Consider the following 17,493-nt stretch of genomic DNA (forward strand, 5'->3'; position numbering starts at 1 on the left):
CGGTCGGGCGGGCTCGGGGCCCGCTGCTACCGGCGGCCTGCGCCTCGGAGGAGGTCGAGGTCCGGGCCCCAGGCGTCGATCGTCGTGCTGAGGTCGTCCCGTCCGAGCGCGGCGTCGCGGCGCCGGCACTCTCGCTCCACCGACGCGAACACCTCGCGGAGCGCGGCCGGGTCGCCGTCGAGCAGGGCCTCGAGCTGTGGAACGAGGACGTCCGCCGACCATTCCGGAACCGCGAGCGGGTGCTCACGCAGCTCCCACGCGAGGTACTTGTTGTAGGGGCGAACCCGGCCACCGAGGGCGAAGACGACGTCGAGCAGCCAAGGCACGGACTCCGCCGCGTCGAGCCTGCGCCCGGTCTCGCGTCCCTCCCGGTCGGCCTTGAGCGCCCGGTAGACGAGGTTGACGTACCCGTCGAGACGCGCCCCGAGGACGGCGTCCTGCTCGGTCGGCGTCAGGATCGCCTGTCGGTGCACGGCCGCGGAGACCCTGCCGCCAGTGTCGTCGCGGAGCACCCGGGCCCAGGCGAAGGACCAGCGGTACCAGTACCCGTCCGTGCCGAACGTTTCCGGCCGCTCCAGCTCGGCGAGGGAGACCGGGACCTCGTCGACCGCCGCGCTCCGCAGGACTGTGGTGTCGGCGGGTGCGTCCCGGACGACGAACACGTCGACGTCCGACCACCGCGTCGCCATGCCCCGCGCGGCGGACCCGCTGAGGACGACCCCGACGATCTGCGGGTCCTCGCGGCCGAGGATCTCGTCGAGGGCTGCCTGGGCCGCGGCCGGCAGCCCGCCCGGCTGCTCGTGCGGGATCGACCCGGTCATTCCCTCGTCCGCCATCGTGTCCCCCTGCGCTCCGGGGCGTCGCAGCATCGTGGCACACCCAGTGCCCGGTTCGGGCTGGTCCGACGGCTGCCGCTGACGCGCGGCTCAGGGGAGCCCCGCCGAGTCCCTCAGCCGCTGGTACAGGGTCCGGTGCCGCGACCAGGGCGGGTCGCCGACCGAGGGGGCCATCGGGTCGCCGCCGATCGCAGCCCCGTCGAGGGCCGACCCATCGCCCATGGCCCCGTCGATGAGGACTCCGTCGATGAAGACTCCGTCGACCACGACCCCGTCGACCACCGCCCCGTCGATCACGGCCCCGTCGATCACGGCCCCGTCGACCAAGGCCCCCTCAGCCGGGCCGTGCGTACCGGCCCAACGCGCACCGGCCCCGCCAGCACGGGCACGTCCGAGCGACCGCCGGATGGCCTCCGCGACGGGCAGCGGCCCGCTCTCCGCAGCCCCGAGCTCACCCGCGGCGTCCCGGCCCGCGACCATGTCGTGCCCCAGGCTCGGGATGAGCGAGCCGACGAGCGCCGCGGGGACGTCGACGACGGCCCCGACCACGCGCGTGACTGCGTCGACGGGAGCCAGCCACACCGGGACCTGGATGCGCACCAGACCCGACTCGGCGGCATACGCCCGGAGGAGCTCGGCGTAGGTGACCCGGTCGGGACCGACGACGTCGAGATGACCCGTCACGTCGGGCCGCTCGAGCGCCTCCGCGAGGAAGTGGACGGCGTCGGCGACGGCGACCGGCTGGATCAAGGTCGTGGCCATCCACGCCGGGACCGTCTGCACGACCGGGAGCCGCTCGGAGAGCTGCCGCATCACCTCGAAGCTCGTCGACCCCGCGCCGATGACCATCGAGGCGCGCAGCGTCAGGACCGACGACTCGGCGCTGCTGAGGATCTCCTCGACCTCCAGGCGCGAGAGCAGGTGGTCCGAGAGCTCCTCGCGCGGCCCGTCCGGCACGATCCCCGACAGGTAGACGAGCCGTCCGACGCCACCGACGCCGACGGCGTGACGCACGTTGTCGGCGGCCTGCCGGTCCCGGGTCATGAAGTCGTCCTCACCGAGCCCGTGCACGAGGTAGCAGACGGCGTCGGCTCCCTCGACCGCCGCGACGACCTGCGCCTCGTCGAGGACGTCGGCCCGGCGCCACTCGACGTCGCGGACCCAGGGGTATGCCGCTCGGCGGGTTCCGCGGTACGTCGCGACCACGTCGTGGCCCCGGCCGAGCAGCTCCGGGACGAGCCGCGAGCCGACGTACCCGCTCGCCCCCACGACGACGACCCTCATCGGGGCGGGCCGGAGGCGGTCACCGGTTGTGCCTCACCGTCGTCGCTGACCCGGGGCCGGCCCGCCACCCGGACCCTGGCCTTTGCCCTTGCCCTTGCCGTTGCCTTCACTCGGCCCGCGACCGCGCAGCGAGCTCGCGAACGACCCGAAGAGGTCGGCGGCGGACCGGACGATGTCGAGGTCGTCCTCGTCGTCCGCGTTCGCCACGGCGCTCTCGGGACTCGCCATCCGCGTCAGGAACCGGGTGACGAGTGGGTCGGAGGCGCGTTGCACGAGGCCGGTCCCGAAGTCCATGGGCGCGCCGACGAAGACGAGGTCCGTGACAAGTCGCGCATCGGTGCGCGCCGCGCTCGCGTCCGCGCCGGCGCCCGACGTCCTGGCCGGCTTCAGCGTCAGCGAGATCGCGATGTCGGCGTTGCCGAGGCCGTGGCGCTCGCGTCCGGTCGCCTCGAGGTGCGCCTTCCGCGCGTCCTCGTCGCGCTCGGTCATCGACCCCGTCCCGTCGAACGTCATCGTGAACGGTCCGAGCTTGGCCCGGATCGAGCCGACGAAGTCGTCGCCGTGGACCTCGGTCACGGCCGCGCCGGGGAAGGAGCGACCGATCCGGTAGAGGTCCATGAACGCGGCCCAGACGTCGTCCACAGGTGCGTCGAGGGTCTGGCGGTGCGTCAGCCTCATGCGAGTCGTCCCTTGCTCGGTGGGTGGCTCGGTGGGTGCCTCATCCATCGTCGCCCATACCCGCTCCTCCGGCGAGTGCCGCCGCCGGCCGCATCGCGTCACACATCCCGCCGTTCTCTGGCGTGGGTCCCGGCCGAGTGGCAGTCTCGACGTACAGGGTGGTTTCTGGGCCCGCGACGGGACGGGGCTGGGGAGGGAACATGAAGCGAGCACGGGCCATCGGTTCGGCCGTCGCGATCTCGGTCGTGGCTGCCGGCCTCACCGCTTCGCCCGCGGCAGCGGCGCAGCCTCGGATCTACCACACCATCAAGGCCGCCAACGGGTTCGCCTTCCTCGACGAGACCCGGGGCTGCGAACGGACCGAGGTCTTCGTCTCCTCGAGCAGGGCGATGTATGCCGCCCAGCCCGGTCCCGTGGTCAAGCAGGGGTTCACGGATGCGCTCGTCCGCGTCACCGACCTCTGCGCGCTCCGGGCTGCCGCAGGCGGGGGACCTCCCGTCGTGTTCGAGGCGGAGGGGCGCGCGATGGTGCCGCTCACCGTCGACGCTCGCCTGACGAGGGCCTCGGTCGAGGCGGACCTGCCGGGAGCCGACGGTGCGGGCAACCCGGTCACGATCCATCTTGCGACGAACTGGACCGGGACGGGCGCGCTCGAGCACACGAGCGTGCACAACCATGTGCTCGTCCCGGGCACCGGCGTCGTGAATGCGAACGACAACAACCTGCGTCGCGAAGTCACGGCCCGGGTCTCCGTGACGGGGGCCGACCGCGCCGCCTCGGGCACTGCTGCCGAGGCGTCCCTCGAGCTGGTGAAGTCGATGTGCATCGAGGTGCCGCGACCGGGAGTCGAAGGGTTCTACCCGTGCTTCGGGTTCCCGGGCTGATCAAGGCGGGCGCCCTCGTCGGTGGCGTCGCCGCCGCCGGGCTGTCCGTCTGGACGCTCCGCTGGTCGGCGATGCGGTGGGGCGCGACGACCGGGGAGACGACCGAGCCGCTTCCCGGTGACCAGGTCCTGCCTGACGCCCGACTCGTCGCGACGCGGGCCATCACGATCGACGCACCGCCCGACCGGGTCTGGCCGTGGGTCGTCCAGATCGGTCAGGGCCGCGCCGGCTTCTACAGCTACGACGCCCTCGAGAACCTCGTCGGCTGCGACATCCACAGCGCCACCCGCATCGTCGAGTCGTGGCAGCACCTCGAGGTGGGCGACCGCGTGCGTCTTCACCCGCAGGTCGCGCTCGAGGTCGCCTCGGTCGACCCCGGACACTCCCTCGTCCTCCATGCCGGTGCGGCCATGGCCGGCTCGGCGGGTGGCTCAGCGGGTGCGGCGGCGCCGTCCGTCCCCTACGACTTCACCTGGGCGTTCGTCGTGCGCCGGCACCCGGGGCTGACGACGCGGCTCATCGTCCGCGAGCGCTACGCCTACGTGAGCCCCGCCTCCGTCATTCTCATCGAGTCCGTATCCGCCGCCAGCGCCGTCATGAGTCGCAAGATGTTGCGTGGGATCCGTGACCGCGCCGAACGGGCCATGCATCCCGGGTCGGCGATGGTCCTCTGACCTGACCTGACCTGACCTGGCACACACGGCCCACCACGAGCGAGGACGGTTGATGGCTGATGACGGTCGCTGAGGAGCTCGAGCCCATTGCACGCGGCGCGCTCGGCGCGGCGGTCCCGATCCGGTTGGAGGCGTGGGACGGGAGCGCGCTCGGACCGCCCGACGCCGACCTCCGCGTGCGTTTCACCTCGCGGCGGGCCCTGCGGCGGCTGCTGTGGGCCCCCAATGAGCTCGGCTTCGCCCGAGCCTACGTGTCGGGAGACATCGAGATCGAGGGCGACCTGCTCGACGCGATGACCGGGCTGGGCGAGCTCGCCGACCCCGAGCGGGGACCCGGCGTCCAGATCACGCCCGGGCTCGTGGCCGAGATCGCCAGGGCCGTGGTGCGCCTGCGTGCCGTCGGCCCCCCGCCCCGCCCCCCGGCCGAGGAGATCCGTCTCGGCGGGCCTCTCCACTCGCTCCGGCGTGATGCCCGCGCCATCTCCCACCACTACGACGTCGGCAACGAGTTCTACCGTCTCGTCCTCGGGCCGTCGCTCGTCTACTCGTGCGCCTATTTCGAGCAGGAGGCGTCCGCGACCTACGGCCTCGACGAGGCGCAGCACGCCAAGCTCGACCTCGTCGCCCGCAAGCTGGGCCTCGAGCCGGGGATGCGCGTCCTCGACGTCGGTTGCGGCTGGGGGTCGTTCGTCCTCCACGCCGCGCGCGAGTACGGCGTCTCCGCCGTGGGCGTGACGCTCTCGCAGTCGCAGGCCCAGCTCGCCAGGGAGCGGGTCGCGGCCGCCGGGCTCATCGACCGTGTCGAGATCCGGGTCCAGGACTACCGCGAGGTGGACGACGGGCCGTTCGACGCGATCGCGAGCATCGGCATGGCCGAGCACGTGGGCCGCACGATGCTGCCCACCTACACCTCCCGCCTGCACATGCTGCTCAAGCCGGGTGGGCGCCTGCTCAACCACGCCATCTCTCGTCGGCCGCTGGCCTCGGACCACGAGCCGCCCAGCCGTCGCGAGCGCAAGGCCGGGCGCCCGGTCGACCGGACCTCGTTCATCGACCGCTACGTCTTCCCGGACGGCGAGCTCGAGCCCCTCTCGACGATGGTCGAGGCGATCGAGGAGGCCGGCCTCGAGGTCCGAGACGTCGAGGCGATCCGGGAGCACTACGGCCGCACCCTCCGCGCCTGGGTCTCGAACCTCGAGCGGTCGTGGGACGAGGCCGTCGCGCTGTCGAGCCCGGGCCGGGCCCGCGTGTGGCGGCTCTACATGGCCGGGTCGGCGCTCGCCTTCGAGGCGAACCGGATCGGCGTCAACCAGGTGCTCGCCGTTCGTCCCGAGCGCGCCGGCCGGAGCGGTATGCCGCTGACCCGCGCGACGCTGCTCGCGCCCGCTGCGCGCCTCGGCGGAGGTTCGGACACCCAGGGCGCGATCGACACGGCTCTGGTGTCCCCGAACGGCTCGACGGGAGCCGCGAGCGACGACGCGTGGACCATCTGACCGGGACCCTGCGCACCGGCGTCCTGAATGCGGCGTCCTGAATGCGGCGTCGTCTGCGCGAACCGGGGGATCGCCACCCGGTCGCGCAGACGGCGCGGCACTCGACCCGGCCCAGGCCCGGCACTCGCGGGCCCGCGACGCCGAGACGGCCCGGCGGCATACGGGCTCGTGGCCGAAGGGTCGGGAGCTCAGCGTCCGGCGAGGGTGCTGCGCGTGAACCCGTGGTAGCGCGTCCCCTGTGTCGTCAGGGTCCCCTGGTCGCCCTCGGCGAGCAGCCCGTACTCCGAGCGGTGCAGGTCCTGCTCGCGGCGGAGGCCCGCCGAGGTCTCGAAGGTGACGAAGTAGTCGGTCCGCGTCGCTGCGTCCCCGGCACAGCCGGAGATCTCCATGCGCTTGGCCACGACCATGGCCGGCTCGCTGAGGACGGGGGCAGCGTTGTTGCGCTGCCAGGTCCGGATACCTCGGACGATCACGACCCCGATGACGAGGACCGCGAGGACGGCGACCAGTGCGAAGACGACGGCGAAGGCGGTCGGTGGACCGGACAGCGGGTCGAGGGCGAAGGGCGACTCTTCGGTCGGACGACTGGCAAGGGGCACGTGGACTCCTCAAGGGCGACGGGTGTCGTGCGGACCCTCATGCGACGCGCGGGCGGCCCCGCCGGTTTCGGTCCGCACGGGGGAGTCTCGCGTCGCGGGAGCGATCCCGCATCCGGAGAGGGCGCCGAGTGCGGGCGCCGCGACGCCTCGCCCTCGGCCTCAGCGCAGGATGCGCTCGAACGCGTCGACGAGGACCTCGATCTCGTGCTCCTCGATGACGAGCGGCGGCGCGATGCGGACCGTCGAGCCGTGGGTGTCCTTGACGAGGACGCCGTGCTCGAGGAGGCGGTGCGAGGCCTCGCGCCCGGTCATGAGCGAGGGGTCGAGGTCGACGCCCGCCCAGAGGCCGCGGCAGCGGACCGCGTCGATGCCGTGACCGACGAGGCGGTCGAGGCCGTCGGCGAGGACCTTCCCGAGTCGCTCGGCCCGCTCCTGGTACTCGCCCGTGGCGAGCAGCCCGACGACGGCCTGGCCCACCGCGGCCCCCAGCGGGTTGCCTCCGAAGGTCGAGCCGTGGCTGCCGGGGGTGAAGACCCCGAGGACCGACCGGTCGGCGACGACCGCGGACACCGGGACGATGCCCCCGCCGAGGGCCTTGCCGAGGATGTACACGTCGGGCACGACGTCCTCGAGGTCGCACGCAAAGGTCGTGCCGGTGCGCCCCAGACCGGACTGGATCTCGTCGGCGAGCATGAGGACCCCGCGCTCGGACGTCAGCTCACGAACCCCCCGCAGCCAGCCGTCGGGCGGGATGATGACGCCGCCCTCGCCCTGGATCGGCTCGAGGAGCACGGCCACGGTCTCGTCGGTGATCGCCGCCTCGAGTGCATCGAGGTCGCCGTACGGCACGGTGTCGAAGCCGGGTGTGTACGGCCCGTAGTGGTCGTGGGCGACCGGGTCGTCGGAGAAGCTGATGATCGTCGTCGTCCGGCCATGGAAGTTGCCGGCCATGACGACGATGCGGGCCCGGCCGTCCGGGACCCCCTTGACCTCGTAGCCCCACTTGCGCGACGTCTTGATCGCGGTCTCGACGGCCTCGGCGCCGGTGTTCATCGGCAGGACGAGCTCCTTGCCGGCGAGGGCGGCCAGGTCGCGGCAGAACGGCCCGAGCCGGTCGCTGTGGAACGCGCGGCTCGTCAGCGTGAGCCGCTCGAGCTGCTCGCGCGCGGCGCCGATGAGGATGGGGTTGAGATGGCCGAAGTTGAGGGCGGAGTACCCCGCGAGCGCGTCGAGGTAGCGCCGGCCCTCGACGTCGGTGACCCAGGCCCCCTCCGCGTGGGAGATCACCACGGGCAGCGGGTGGTAGTTGCTCGCCACCCACTCCTCCGCGAGGGAGACGTGGTGGTCGGTTGCGGTGGGGGTCTGGGGGTTCGTCCGCTCACGGGCCCCGGGGCGTGCGGCCGTGTCGCTCACTCCTCGATCGTGTCACTGCGCCGAGCGACTGGCGGGCGAATCGGCCCGCCGGGTGACGAGGGTCTCGTGAGAAGGGTCTCGTGAGAAGGGTCTCGAACCCCCCACGGCGCGGACCGGCGGTGGAAAACTGGGGCTCGGCGGGTCCCGCAGCCAGGACTACCCCTCGCCCGGGGTGTGTCGGTTCCCGGCGGTCGACCTCAGCCTCGGAGAGTCCCATGAGCACCTCGACGAGTCCCCAGCACACGGTTCCACCGCTGACGGCCCCAGAGCCGTCGCATGCCGCTGCGTCGGACGGCGGGCCGCACGACCGGCCCGCGCCGCGTCGGGTCGTCATCCTGGGCGCTGCCGGGCGCGACTTCCACGACTTCAACGTCCTGTTCCGGGGGGATCCTGCGTATGAGGTCGTGGCATTCACGGCGACGCAGATCCCCGACATCGACGGACGGCGCTACCCGCGGGACCTCGCGGGTCGCCTCTACCCGGAAGGGATCCCGATCGTCGACGAGTCCGCGCTGACCGAGTTGGTCGAGCGCGAGCGCGTCGACATCGCCGTCTTCGCGTACTCCGACGTGCCGCACGAGCGGGTCATGCACCTCGCGTCGTCGTGCATCGCGGCGGGCGCGGACTTCTGGTTGCCGAGCGCCCGGACGACGATGATCGCGAGCACCAAGCCCGTCATCGCGGTGACAGCGGTCCGGACCGGCGTCGGCAAGAGCCAGACGACCCGGGCGCTCGGGCGCATCCTCATCGGTCTCGGCAAGCGGGTCGTCGCGATCCGCCACCCCATGCCCTACGGCGACCTCTCCCGGCAGGCGTGCCAGCGTTTCGCGACGTACGCCGACCTCGACGCGCACGACTGCACGATCGAGGAGCGGGAGGAGTACGAGCCGCACATCGACGCAGGGATCGTCGTCTACGCCGGCGTCGACTACGAGCAGATCCTGCGCCGGGCGGAGGAGGAGGCGGACGTCATCCTCTGGGACGGCGGCAACAACGACCTGCCCTTCTACGTCCCGGACCTCCACATCGTCCTCGCGGACCCGCTCCGCCCCGGCGACGAGGCGCGCTACCACCCGGGCGAGGCCAACGTTCGCATGGCCGGACTCGTGATCATCAACAAGTGCGACTCGGCGCGTCTCGAGGACATCGAGGCGGTCGAGGCGTCGGTCCGAGAGCTCAACCCCTCCGCGACCGTCGTGCGGGCCGACAGCCCGGTCACAGTCGAGGACGAGTCCGTCGTCCGCGGGAGGAGGGTCATCGTCATCGAGGACGGGCCGACGCTCACTCACGGCTCGATGAGCTTCGGTGCGGGCGTCGTCGGGGCGCGCGCCTCGGGCGTGGCCGAGATCGTCGACCCGAGCCCGTTCGCAGTCGGCTCGATCGCCGCCACCTACGAGCGCTACCCGAACGCCCGCGGCATCCTGCCCGCGATGGGGTACGGCGACGAGCAGGTGCGCGACCTCGAGGCGACCATCGCCGCGGCGGTCGACGCGGGCGCCTGCGACGCGATCGTCTCGGGCACCCCGATCGACATCACCCGGGTGCTGTCCGTATCCGTGCCCCTCGTGCGGGCTCGCTACGAGCTGCGCGAGCGGACGCCCGGAGGACTCGAGGCCGCCGTGTGCGCGGTCCTCGATCAGGGGGAGTGAAAGACAGGGCCGCCCAGCGTCGTGCGGCCCGGCTCGGCGGCATATGCCTCATCTCGTATGCCGCTGAGCTCAGTCCCGAGCCCTGGTGGCCTCGCTGCCCGCGACGACACCGACCCGGGCGTGGGCGTCCGGTCGAGTGCACCCGCCTTCACCTGGCTCCCACTCGGTTGCTCACACGGTTGCCCACACGGTTGTCCACTCAATGGAGGACGACCGCCGTGCGGTCAGAGCATGGCTCGCACCCCGCTCGGCAGGGGCGGGGTGCGGAGCGCGGCAGCTAGACGTGCCACGTCACGTGCGCGGCCGTGATCGCCGCGACGAGACCGTGCTGGTGGACGTGGGTGTGGTGCCGTCGGCACAGCAGCGTCGTCGTCAGCAGGGAGGTCGTGCCCCCGAGAAACCAGGGCTGGTTGTGATGGGCATCGGTCCACTGCGCCGGGATGCTGCAGCCGGGGAAGGTGCACCCGCGATCGCGGGTGATGAGCGCGAGGCGCAGGCCGCGGGTGACGAGACGCTTCTCGCGGCCGACGTCGAGGGGCTCGCTCTCGGATCCGAGAACCATGGGCACGATCGCCGCATCGCACGCGAGGCGGCGGACGGTCGCTGCCGACAGGACGTCTCCCGAGGCCGTCACGCCGGCGCCCTCGAGACGACCGGTGAGCACGTCGTGGTCGATGGTCACGACGACCTTGGCCTTGTCGGTCGTGGACACCCCGTCCGGCGAGGACACTCCACGGGCGACGACCTCGACGAGCGCGTCGGCCCGGCGCTTCGCCGGCGAGCGCGGGTCTGGCTCGAGGGTGCGTCCGCGCTCGTCGACGCTGGGGCAGGGCCGTGAGAGCGGGTCGACGGCGGACCTGATGACGGCGGCCGCCTCGGGATCGAGCAGGCCGTGCATCCGGACCATGCCGGTCGCGTTGGGCTGCGCGAACCACAGGCCCCGGGCTTGGCGCCGGCCCTCGTCGATGCGGTCATGGTCGGGCGGGGGAGTGATCTGCTCGGTGTGGTGACGCACGAGCCGCGCGAGCTCCTCGGCGCGCAGGACCGGTGCCTGTGCGGTCAGGTCGTCGATGGCCTCGTCGAGCTCGACCGGGTCGGCGACGAGGTGGGTCCGCTCGTGGAAGCCGACGATCTGAGCGGCCTTGGCGACGCTGACGTGCTGCATCGAGACCCGCGTGCGGAGCACCGCCCACCGGGGCTCGTTGACCGCCCGGGCGACCGTGACGAACGCCCGGGCCGCCGCCGCGGTCAACCCCGGGTCATGGGCGCGAAGCCAGTCGACGCGCGAGAGACCCCCGGGTGGCTCGGCGCCGCGTGCCTCGAGCTCGGCGAGGACGTTGACGAGCATGACGTCGTGGTCGGCCCGCAGGGACGCGACGTGCTCCGCGGCCGCGACGAGCTCGTCCTCGGCGTGCCGGGTCAGGTGCATGCCGACGACGGCCTCGACCATGACGCCGACGGGCTCGGGACGGCCCGGCTCGCCCGGGCCGTCGGGCACCCATCCGGCGTCGGCCCCGTCGAGGTCGAGTGTCTCGGGGTCGACGGACGTGACCCGCAGCGGGTCGACCCAGAGGGCCGCGTCCGGGTCGAGCTCGGCCCAGACGCCGCGCCCGACCGGCCTTCGGGCGGGCACGCCGGGCGCCCCTCCCGCGGACCACGCGGCGAACGTGGGTCCGCCGGCTGTCTCGCCCGGGGGCACATCGCTCGGCTCGGGGCCACGGCGGCGAGAGGCGGAGGCCTGCGGAACCCCGACCGGTCTGGCCGAGAACCGTCCCCGCCGTGTTTGTGCCCGCCCGCTGCCCCGGACGGGCGGAGCGGCGGACGTCGGCGGCGCCAGCGATGCACGGAAGGCCGCGGAGGCACCACGGGCCGCCTGCTGGCGCGACTCCATGTCCGTGAGTCGCGCTCGCAGCTCCTCGAGCAGCCCTGCGCCGCCTGCCATGGATCGATCGTATGTTCGACCACCGACAGTCGGTTCACGTTCGTCCCGCACGGGACGAGATCGCGAGACCTTCGGCCCTGCCGCCACGGCCACGCCCGACCTAGCGTCGAGTTGGAGACGACTGGAGGAGGTCCCCATGTCACTCACGACACCACCGAAGCAGCCCACCGAACCGACACCACCCACCCAGCCGACTCAGCTGACCCAGCCGACCCAGTCCACCGAGCCGACCCAGTCCACCGAGCCGACCCAGCCGCCCCGGCCCGCCGAGACCCGCCAGACCCCCGAGCTGAGACGGCCCCCGATCGCCACGCGCCGGATCGGGTACGCGGTCGCCGTCGTCGTCAACGCGCTCATCCTCTTCGGGATCAACGTCTGGCCCGGCTGGGAGGTCGTGCCCTTCCTCACCGCGGACATGGCGCTCGTCCTCGGTATCATCAACGCCTCGATCCTCGTCGGCATCGCCGCCAACCTCGTGTACCTCGTCCGCGACTCGCGCCGCATCCGCGCGATCGGCGACATCGCGACGAACTCGGTCGGTCTCGCCGCGATGGTTCGCCTCTACCAGGTCGCGCCGTTCGACTTCTCCGGCAGCACGTTCGATTGGCTCCGTGTCGTGCAGATCCTGCTTTTCATCGGCATCGCCGGCGCCGTCATCGGCATCATCGCGGCGATCGTCTCGCTCGTCCGGTCGGCGATCGACCCGGCACGCGACTGACGGCCAATCTGCGCTCCCGCCCAGCGGCATACCCAATGAGGGGTGTGCCGCTGGGCTCGCCCGCGCGGAGGCTTCCGTTCGGACCGGCGTCGGCGGACCCTTGAGCCATGGCTCTCGCCCTGTGCCTCCTCTTCGACCCGCGGACCGACCGGCTGCTCCGCGAGCTGTGGGCACGTCTGGAGGCGAGCGGGATTCGGACCCTGCAGTCCCACACCCACGGACGTCATCACCCGCACCTGTCGTATGCCGTCCTGCTGGGCTGGGACCTCGACCGCGTCCTCTCGGCGACGGCGGGCCTCCCGGACGAGGGTCCGTTCGAGGTGACGGTGCAGGGGACGATCGCCTTTCCGCGCGGGCGTGCCGCGCTCGCGCCCTCGGTCTCGGCGGCGGTCGCCGCCCGCCAGGAGCGGGCCACGCGGGCGCTCGACGCGACGGGTGCGATCCTGCACCGGCACTACGCCCCGGGGCACTGGGTGCCGCACATCTCCGTCGCGACCCGAGCCGCCGGGCCGGCGCTCGCGGTGGTCGTGACGGCCGTCTCGGACCTGCTGCCGTTCACCGCGCGGGTCGACCGGGCCGCGCTCATCGACAGCTCAACGGGCGAGCTGTGGCCCCTCGCCGGGATCCCGTGAGCGTCTGCGCCCCCGCCTCGGGTGGCTCGGGTCAGGTCAGCGTGATGCGGATGCCGGCTCGAGGGGTGCGCTTGCGCAGGCGGTCGGTCACCGAGGCGACCGCGTCCCCGAGCCGGGCCATCGCGTACTTCGCGCCGATCGCCCGCTTCACCGAGGCCACCCCGGCCTCGTCGCGCACCACCCGTGCCGTCCCGGTGAAGGTGGGTGCACCGTCGGCGACCTGGCCACGCATGTCGCAGGGTCGCAGCTCGACGACCGGGTTGCCCTTGAGCCGCTTCGTCTTGCCGACCCCGTCGACCGTGATGACGACGAGCTCGTCGCCGTCGCGGGCAATCCACACCGGGGTGGAGACGCCCTCACCCGTGCGGCGGAACGTCGTCAGGGAGACGTAGCGGTAGCCCGCCACCGTCGCGAGCGCGGTCGTGCTGTCGAGGGTCACGCGCCCAGCCTAGGCGGAGCGCGCCGGGGGCGTCGGGTGCCGGCCCAGCGGCATACGCCTGAGGCGTATGCCGCTGGGCCCGTTCCCGGGGAGGGCTCGCTCCCCGTCGGGCTCAGCCGACGGGCGTCAGCTCGATGATGAGGTTCGCGCGGTCGTCGGCGACGAAGATGTGGCCGCGCGGGTCGATGAGCAGGCCCTGGGGTTCGGCGAGGCCGGTCCGCGCGAGGACCGCCCGGGTGCTCCCGTCGAGCGCGAACCGGGTCACGGAGTGGTTGACGAGGTGGACGTCGGTGACGACGATCCCGCCCTGGTGGTCGAGGGCCACGTCGTCGGGCATCCCGACCGTGGCGACGAGGTTGCGCTGGCCGCCACGCGCGACCCGCCAGATGCCTCCGCCACACTCGTCGGCGATGTAGACGACACCTTGCGCGTCGACGTCCGCACCCACCGGGTGGACGAATCCCGCTGCGATCGTGGACAGCTGGCTCCCGTCGGTGCTCATCCGGTACACCACGCCGTTGGGGGCGTCGGGGATGACGAGGGTGCCGGTGCTCGCGTCCCACGCGATGCCGTCCGTGCCCTGGTGGCAGGTGACGAGGGTCGGCCGCCCGGGCATGGTCCGCAGCAGGTGCGGGGTCGTCGCACCGGGCGCGAAGGCGAGGATGCGGTTCGTCTTCTCCTCCGCGACGACGAGCGTGCCGTCGGCGAGCAGGACGAGCCCCTCGGGCCCCTGCAGGTCGCGGTAGAGCACCGTGGCCATGCCGTTCTGCTCGAGACGGCTGATCGTGCCGTTCGTGTAGTCGCTGAAGAGCAGCCGCCCGTTCGCGTCGAGCACGAGGTCGTCAGGCTTCGCCGAGCCGCGGTAGATGGTCGTCCGGACGTAGTGGATCGGGCCGCGTGCCGTGGTCGACGTCCTGCCGGTCCCCGTCGACCCGCTGCCCGAACCACTGCCCGAGCCGGGGCCTGAACCGCTGTCGGAGCCGGTGTCCGAACCTGAGGTGCCGGACGACGTGTCGGCGCTGCCGGACCCGCCGGAGGACGCGCCTGCGCTCGTCGGGACGCTGCTCCGGCTCGCGCCCAGGGTCGACGATCGGGCGCCCCCCACGCTCGCGCCCGGCGTGGCCGTGGGTGCGGGCGTCGCGCATCCCGTCGTACCGATGGCGACCATCAGCCCGACGAGCAGGACGAGCCCCCGGTGCCGCATGCCGTCGACGCTACGGGCGGAATCCGTGCGCACCATGTGAGTCCGCTGGGCACGGGGCGATCGAGTCGCGGAGCTGGACCGGCATCGGGACGAGCCGCTCACCGGTCGGCGCGTCGGGGTCGAGGAGCTGGCTCATCGCCACCCGGCCCATCTCCTCGTAGGGCAGGCGTGCGGTCGTGAGGCCGGGCCGCAGGTAGGCGGCGATCTCGTCGTCGTCGAAGGAGGCGATCGAGACGTCGTCGGGCACGCGGAGCCCGCGCTCCTGGAGCGCCTGGTACGCACCGAAGGCCACGCGGTCGTTGAGGCAGACGAGGCCGGTCACGGGCGCGCCCGAGTCGAGGACCTCTTTCGTCGCGTCGTAGCCGTTCCACGGCTCCCAGATCTCGAACTCTGCGACGGCGAGCGGCTCGGCCCCAGCCTCGGCGAGGGCGTCGCGGATGCCTGCGAACCGTCGGCCGATCGTGGCCGAGATGCGTGGGTCGGAGCAGGCGAGGGGCGCGTGGCCGATGATCCCGATGCCGGAGCCGTGGCCGGCGTCGAGCAGCAGCTGCGCGATCCGGTGGCCGGCCTCGTGCTCAGACGGCAGGACCGCGGAGTGGGCCGTCGTGCTCGTGGCGTTGGCAGTCACGGCCCGAAGGTGCTCGGGGAGCTCCGGCAGGTCGAGCAGTCGGGCCGTCAGCGAGCCGAAGACGATGCCGTCGACCTGGCGGTCGACCATCGACTCGAGCGCCTTGGCCAGCTGCTTCGGGTGGTTGCCCGTCTCGGCGATGAGGACGCCGTGGTCGTGCTCGTCGGCAACGTCGAGAAGCCCGCGGATCATCGCCGATGCATAGCGCGTCACGGTCACCTCGTCGGAGATGAAGCCGATGGTGTTGGTCCTGCCGATCCGCAGCGACCGTGCCGCCGGGTTGGGCCGGTAGTTGAGCTCGCGTGCCGCGTCGTGGATCCGCTGCACCGCCTCCGGCGAGAGGCGCGACCCCGGCCGGTCGTTGAGCACGAGACTGACGGCTGTCTTGGACAGGCCGGCGCGCGCGGCCACGTCGGCGAGCGTGGGTCGCTTGTTCATCGGCTACCTTCGATCTGCTGAAAGCATTTAGCATAGTCAGCACCGAGCAGCAGCGCCTCGGCTCGTCCGGAGGCGAGCTGACGACGCTCGAGGCTCATCAACTCCATCGCCCCTCCGGCGTGAAAGGCCGACCATGTTCAAGCTGCCCGAGGCCTGGGTCTGGGACTTCTGGACCGTCGACGACGGCGACCGCTACCACCTGTTCTTCCTCTACGCGTCGCGTGCGCTGCGAGACCCGCACGCCCGCCACTACCGCGCCTCCGTCGGCCACGCCGTGTCGTCCGACCTGGTGAGCTGGGAGCGGGTCGCCGACGCGCTCGTCCGGTCGGATGCCCCGGCCTTCGACGACCTGGCGACCTGGACGGGCTCGGTCGTGCGGCACCCGGACGGCCGGTGGTTCATGTTCTACACGGGCGCGACGCTCGACCCGTCGGGCGCGAACCTCCAGTCCATCGGCTACGCGACATCCACGGACCTCGTGACGTGGGACAAGGCGCCCGGTCCGGTGCTGGCGGCCGACCCGCGCTGGTACGAGAAGCTCTCCGACGGCCTGTGGCACGACGAGGCCTTCCGGGACCCGTGGGTGGTCGCCGACCCCGACGGAGACGGGTGGCACATGCTCATCACGGCCCGGGCCAACCACGGCGAGGCGTTCGACCGTGGTGTCGTCGGGCATGCCTGGTCGCCGGACCTCGAGACGTGGGAGCTGCTGCCGCCGCTCAGCGAGCCCGTCCACGGCTTCGGCCAGCTCGAGGTCTTCCAGACCGCCGACGTCGACGGGCGCCACGTCCTGCTGTTCAACTGCCTTGCCGAGGACACCTCCGCGGCCCGGCGGGCGACGGGGACGACCGGCGGCATCTGGGTCACCGAGGTCGCCTCGCCGCTCGGGCCGATCAACATCGGAAAGGCCCAGCAGCTCACCGACGACAGCCTCTACGTCGGTAAGTTCGTCACCGACCGCGAGACCGGGGAGACGAAGTTCCTCGCCTTCCTCAACGCCTCGGACGACGGCTTCGTCGGCGAGATCAGCGACCCCATGCTGGCCTCGTGGGACGGTCCCACTCTCGTCCTTTCGCCCGTGCGCGAGCGCGTCGCGGTGCCGTAGCCGGCCGAGCCCCTCCCCGGGCCGCGTCGACGTCTTCGGCGGTCGCCTACGACCGCCGAGAGCAACGACCTTGGGGTGCAACTACGCTGCGGGGGCATCGGGGCCGCATCGCGGCGGCCGCGGCGGGATGGAACGAGGAGAGTGGCCGGGTGGCCGGGTGGCCGGGGTGAGGTGGGAGCGCTACCGGGAGGCGGTCGTGCGACTCCACCTGCCGAGCGGTCCGGTCCTCCTCGTCCCTGCGGCGGGGGTGCACGCGCCCCCGCTCCTGCCCCCGGAGGGCGCCGACGGCCCGATCAGCGTGGTCACCGCGCACAATCCCGGAGGCCGCGTGGTGAGCGACTCGGCGAACCGGCGCGCGCACCGCGACCTCGTCGCGCGGCTTGACCGCGACGGGGTGAGCCACCACCCGGCGGCGGGAGGCGACCGTGACTGGGTCCACGTCGAGGAAGGCGTCGCGCTCATCGGGATCGACACCGACGCCACCGTCGCGCTCGGCCGGGACCTGGGTCAGGAGGCGGTCTTCGTCTGGACCCGCGAGGGCTTCTCCCTCGTCGACTGCGCCACCGGCGAGGTCGTCTCGAGGGCCTGGACCGTCGCGCCGACGCCGCCCGCCCTCGCTCGCGTCAACGAGGCCTACCGCGCGCTCGGCCTCGCGACCCCCTACGTCAGCCTCGCCACCGCGTATGCCGCCCTCGACCGCGCGCTCGTCGGCGCGGCTCCCGACGAGGCGAGGCGGCTCAACGCCCTCTACCTCGAGCTCGCGAGCGACTACTACCGGCCGCGGGACGCCGAGGAGGCCCGCCGTCGCGAGGCGGAGCGGGTCCTCGAGGCGGAGCGCCGGGCGTTCCGCGAGGCGCGGGCGCGGGCCCGCGAGGCG

Annotated in this window: 17 protein-coding genes; 8 read left to right on the forward strand and 9 right to left on the reverse strand. The window is 72.7% G+C overall.

Annotated elements, in window-relative coordinates:
• Window positions 1-26 precede the first annotated feature (26 nt).
• From N865_RS16870 to N865_RS16880, 3 genes are all read right to left on the reverse strand, one after another.
• Window positions 27-836, reverse strand: a complete 810-nt coding sequence (locus tag N865_RS16870; protein ID WP_051510828.1) for a nucleotidyltransferase domain-containing protein — start codon at window positions 834-836, stop codon at window positions 27-29.
• 90 nt (window positions 837-926) lie between these two features.
• Window positions 927-2,105: an NAD(P)H-binding protein gene (locus tag N865_RS16875; RefSeq protein ID WP_169735762.1), complete on the reverse strand. Its 1,179-nt coding sequence runs from the start codon at window positions 2,103-2,105 to the stop codon at window positions 927-929.
• Between the two features lie 48 nt (window positions 2,106-2,153).
• Window positions 2,154-2,798, reverse strand: coding sequence for an SRPBCC domain-containing protein (locus N865_RS16880; RefSeq protein ID WP_051510833.1), 645 nt, complete (start codon window positions 2,796-2,798; stop codon window positions 2,154-2,156).
• Between the two features lie 200 nt (window positions 2,799-2,998).
• On the opposite strand from N865_RS16880, the gene N865_RS16885 reads away from it, so the two are divergent.
• From N865_RS16885 to N865_RS16895, 3 genes are read left to right on the forward strand one after another with little or no spacing between them, the layout of a single operon-like run.
• Complete coding sequence (locus N865_RS16885) at window positions 2,999-3,682, forward strand: hypothetical protein (protein WP_034808461.1); 684 nt, start codon at window positions 2,999-3,001, stop codon at window positions 3,680-3,682.
• Entirely contained in the window at window positions 3,661-4,356 is a 696-nt protein-coding gene (locus N865_RS16890) for a hypothetical protein (protein ID WP_051510836.1), read from the forward strand. Before N865_RS16885 ends, N865_RS16890 begins: the two co-directional genes overlap by 22 nt.
• A 59-nt stretch (window positions 4,357-4,415) precedes the next feature.
• Complete coding sequence (locus tag N865_RS16895) at window positions 4,416-5,849, forward strand: SAM-dependent methyltransferase (protein WP_084328322.1); 1,434 nt, start codon at window positions 4,416-4,418, stop codon at window positions 5,847-5,849.
• Between the two features lie 188 nt (window positions 5,850-6,037).
• On the opposite strand, the gene N865_RS16900 is transcribed toward N865_RS16895, so the two are convergent.
• Both N865_RS16900 and rocD read right to left on the reverse strand, forming a co-directional pair.
• On the reverse strand, window positions 6,038-6,448 hold the full coding sequence (locus tag N865_RS16900) for a DUF2500 domain-containing protein (RefSeq protein ID WP_051510839.1): 411 nt from the start codon (window positions 6,446-6,448) through the stop codon (window positions 6,038-6,040).
• Between the two features lie 159 nt (window positions 6,449-6,607).
• Complete coding sequence (gene rocD / locus N865_RS16905; protein WP_034808464.1) at window positions 6,608-7,861, reverse strand: ornithine--oxo-acid transaminase; 1,254 nt, start codon at window positions 7,859-7,861, stop codon at window positions 6,608-6,610.
• Between the two features lie 215 nt (window positions 7,862-8,076).
• Between rocD and N865_RS16910 the strand changes: the two genes are divergently transcribed.
• Window positions 8,077-9,510 (forward strand): cyclic 2,3-diphosphoglycerate synthase, encoded by a 1,434-nt coding sequence (locus N865_RS16910; protein WP_245603812.1) that lies wholly within the window; start codon window positions 8,077-8,079, stop codon window positions 9,508-9,510.
• A gap of 277 nt (window positions 9,511-9,787) precedes the next feature.
• Here N865_RS16910 and N865_RS16915 read toward each other — a convergent pair whose 3' ends face one another.
• Window positions 9,788-11,143 carry a DUF222 domain-containing protein gene (locus tag N865_RS16915; RefSeq protein WP_245603813.1) on the reverse strand — a complete coding sequence of 452 codons (1,356 nt, stop codon included), beginning with the start codon at window positions 11,141-11,143 and terminating at the stop codon, window positions 9,788-9,790.
• A gap of 445 nt (window positions 11,144-11,588) precedes the next feature.
• On the opposite strand from N865_RS16915, the gene N865_RS16920 reads away from it, so the two are divergent.
• Window positions 11,589-12,170 (forward strand): hypothetical protein, encoded by a 582-nt coding sequence (locus tag N865_RS16920; RefSeq protein ID WP_245603814.1) that lies wholly within the window; start codon window positions 11,589-11,591, stop codon window positions 12,168-12,170.
• Window positions 12,171-12,277: 107 nt separating this feature from the next.
• The gene (locus N865_RS16925) at window positions 12,278-12,802 is read left to right on the forward strand and encodes a 2'-5' RNA ligase family protein (protein WP_034808469.1); all 525 of its coding nucleotides are present in this window, start codon (window positions 12,278-12,280) and stop codon (window positions 12,800-12,802) included.
• Window positions 12,803-12,833: 31 nt separating this feature from the next.
• Here N865_RS16925 and N865_RS16930 read toward each other — a convergent pair whose 3' ends face one another.
• The 3 genes from N865_RS16930 to N865_RS16940 form a co-directional block, all read right to left on the reverse strand.
• Window positions 12,834-13,241, reverse strand: a complete 408-nt coding sequence (locus tag N865_RS16930; RefSeq protein WP_051510840.1) for a PPOX class F420-dependent oxidoreductase — start codon at window positions 13,239-13,241, stop codon at window positions 12,834-12,836.
• Between the two features lie 112 nt (window positions 13,242-13,353).
• Window positions 13,354-14,445: an SMP-30/gluconolactonase/LRE family protein gene (locus N865_RS16935; RefSeq protein WP_157557744.1), complete on the reverse strand. Its 1,092-nt coding sequence runs from the start codon at window positions 14,443-14,445 to the stop codon at window positions 13,354-13,356.
• A 10-nt stretch (window positions 14,446-14,455) separates the two neighbouring features.
• The gene (locus N865_RS16940) at window positions 14,456-15,511 is read right to left on the reverse strand and encodes a LacI family DNA-binding transcriptional regulator (RefSeq protein ID WP_034808475.1); all 1,056 of its coding nucleotides are present in this window, start codon (window positions 15,509-15,511) and stop codon (window positions 14,456-14,458) included.
• 133 nt (window positions 15,512-15,644) lie between these two features.
• Here N865_RS16940 and N865_RS16945 point away from each other — a divergent pair, with 133 nt between their 5' ends.
• Window positions 15,645-16,616: a glycoside hydrolase family protein gene (locus N865_RS16945; protein ID WP_034808478.1), complete on the forward strand. Its 972-nt coding sequence runs from the start codon at window positions 15,645-15,647 to the stop codon at window positions 16,614-16,616.
• Between the two features lie 157 nt (window positions 16,617-16,773).
• On the forward strand, window positions 16,774-17,493 hold a 720-nt coding region (locus N865_RS16950; RefSeq protein ID WP_034808480.1), incomplete at its 3' end, for a DUF3293 domain-containing protein.

The organism is Intrasporangium oryzae NRRL B-24470 (assembly GCF_000576595.1).
In the GTDB taxonomy this organism is placed as follows: domain Bacteria; phylum Actinomycetota; class Actinomycetes; order Actinomycetales; family Dermatophilaceae; genus Intrasporangium_C; species Intrasporangium_C oryzae.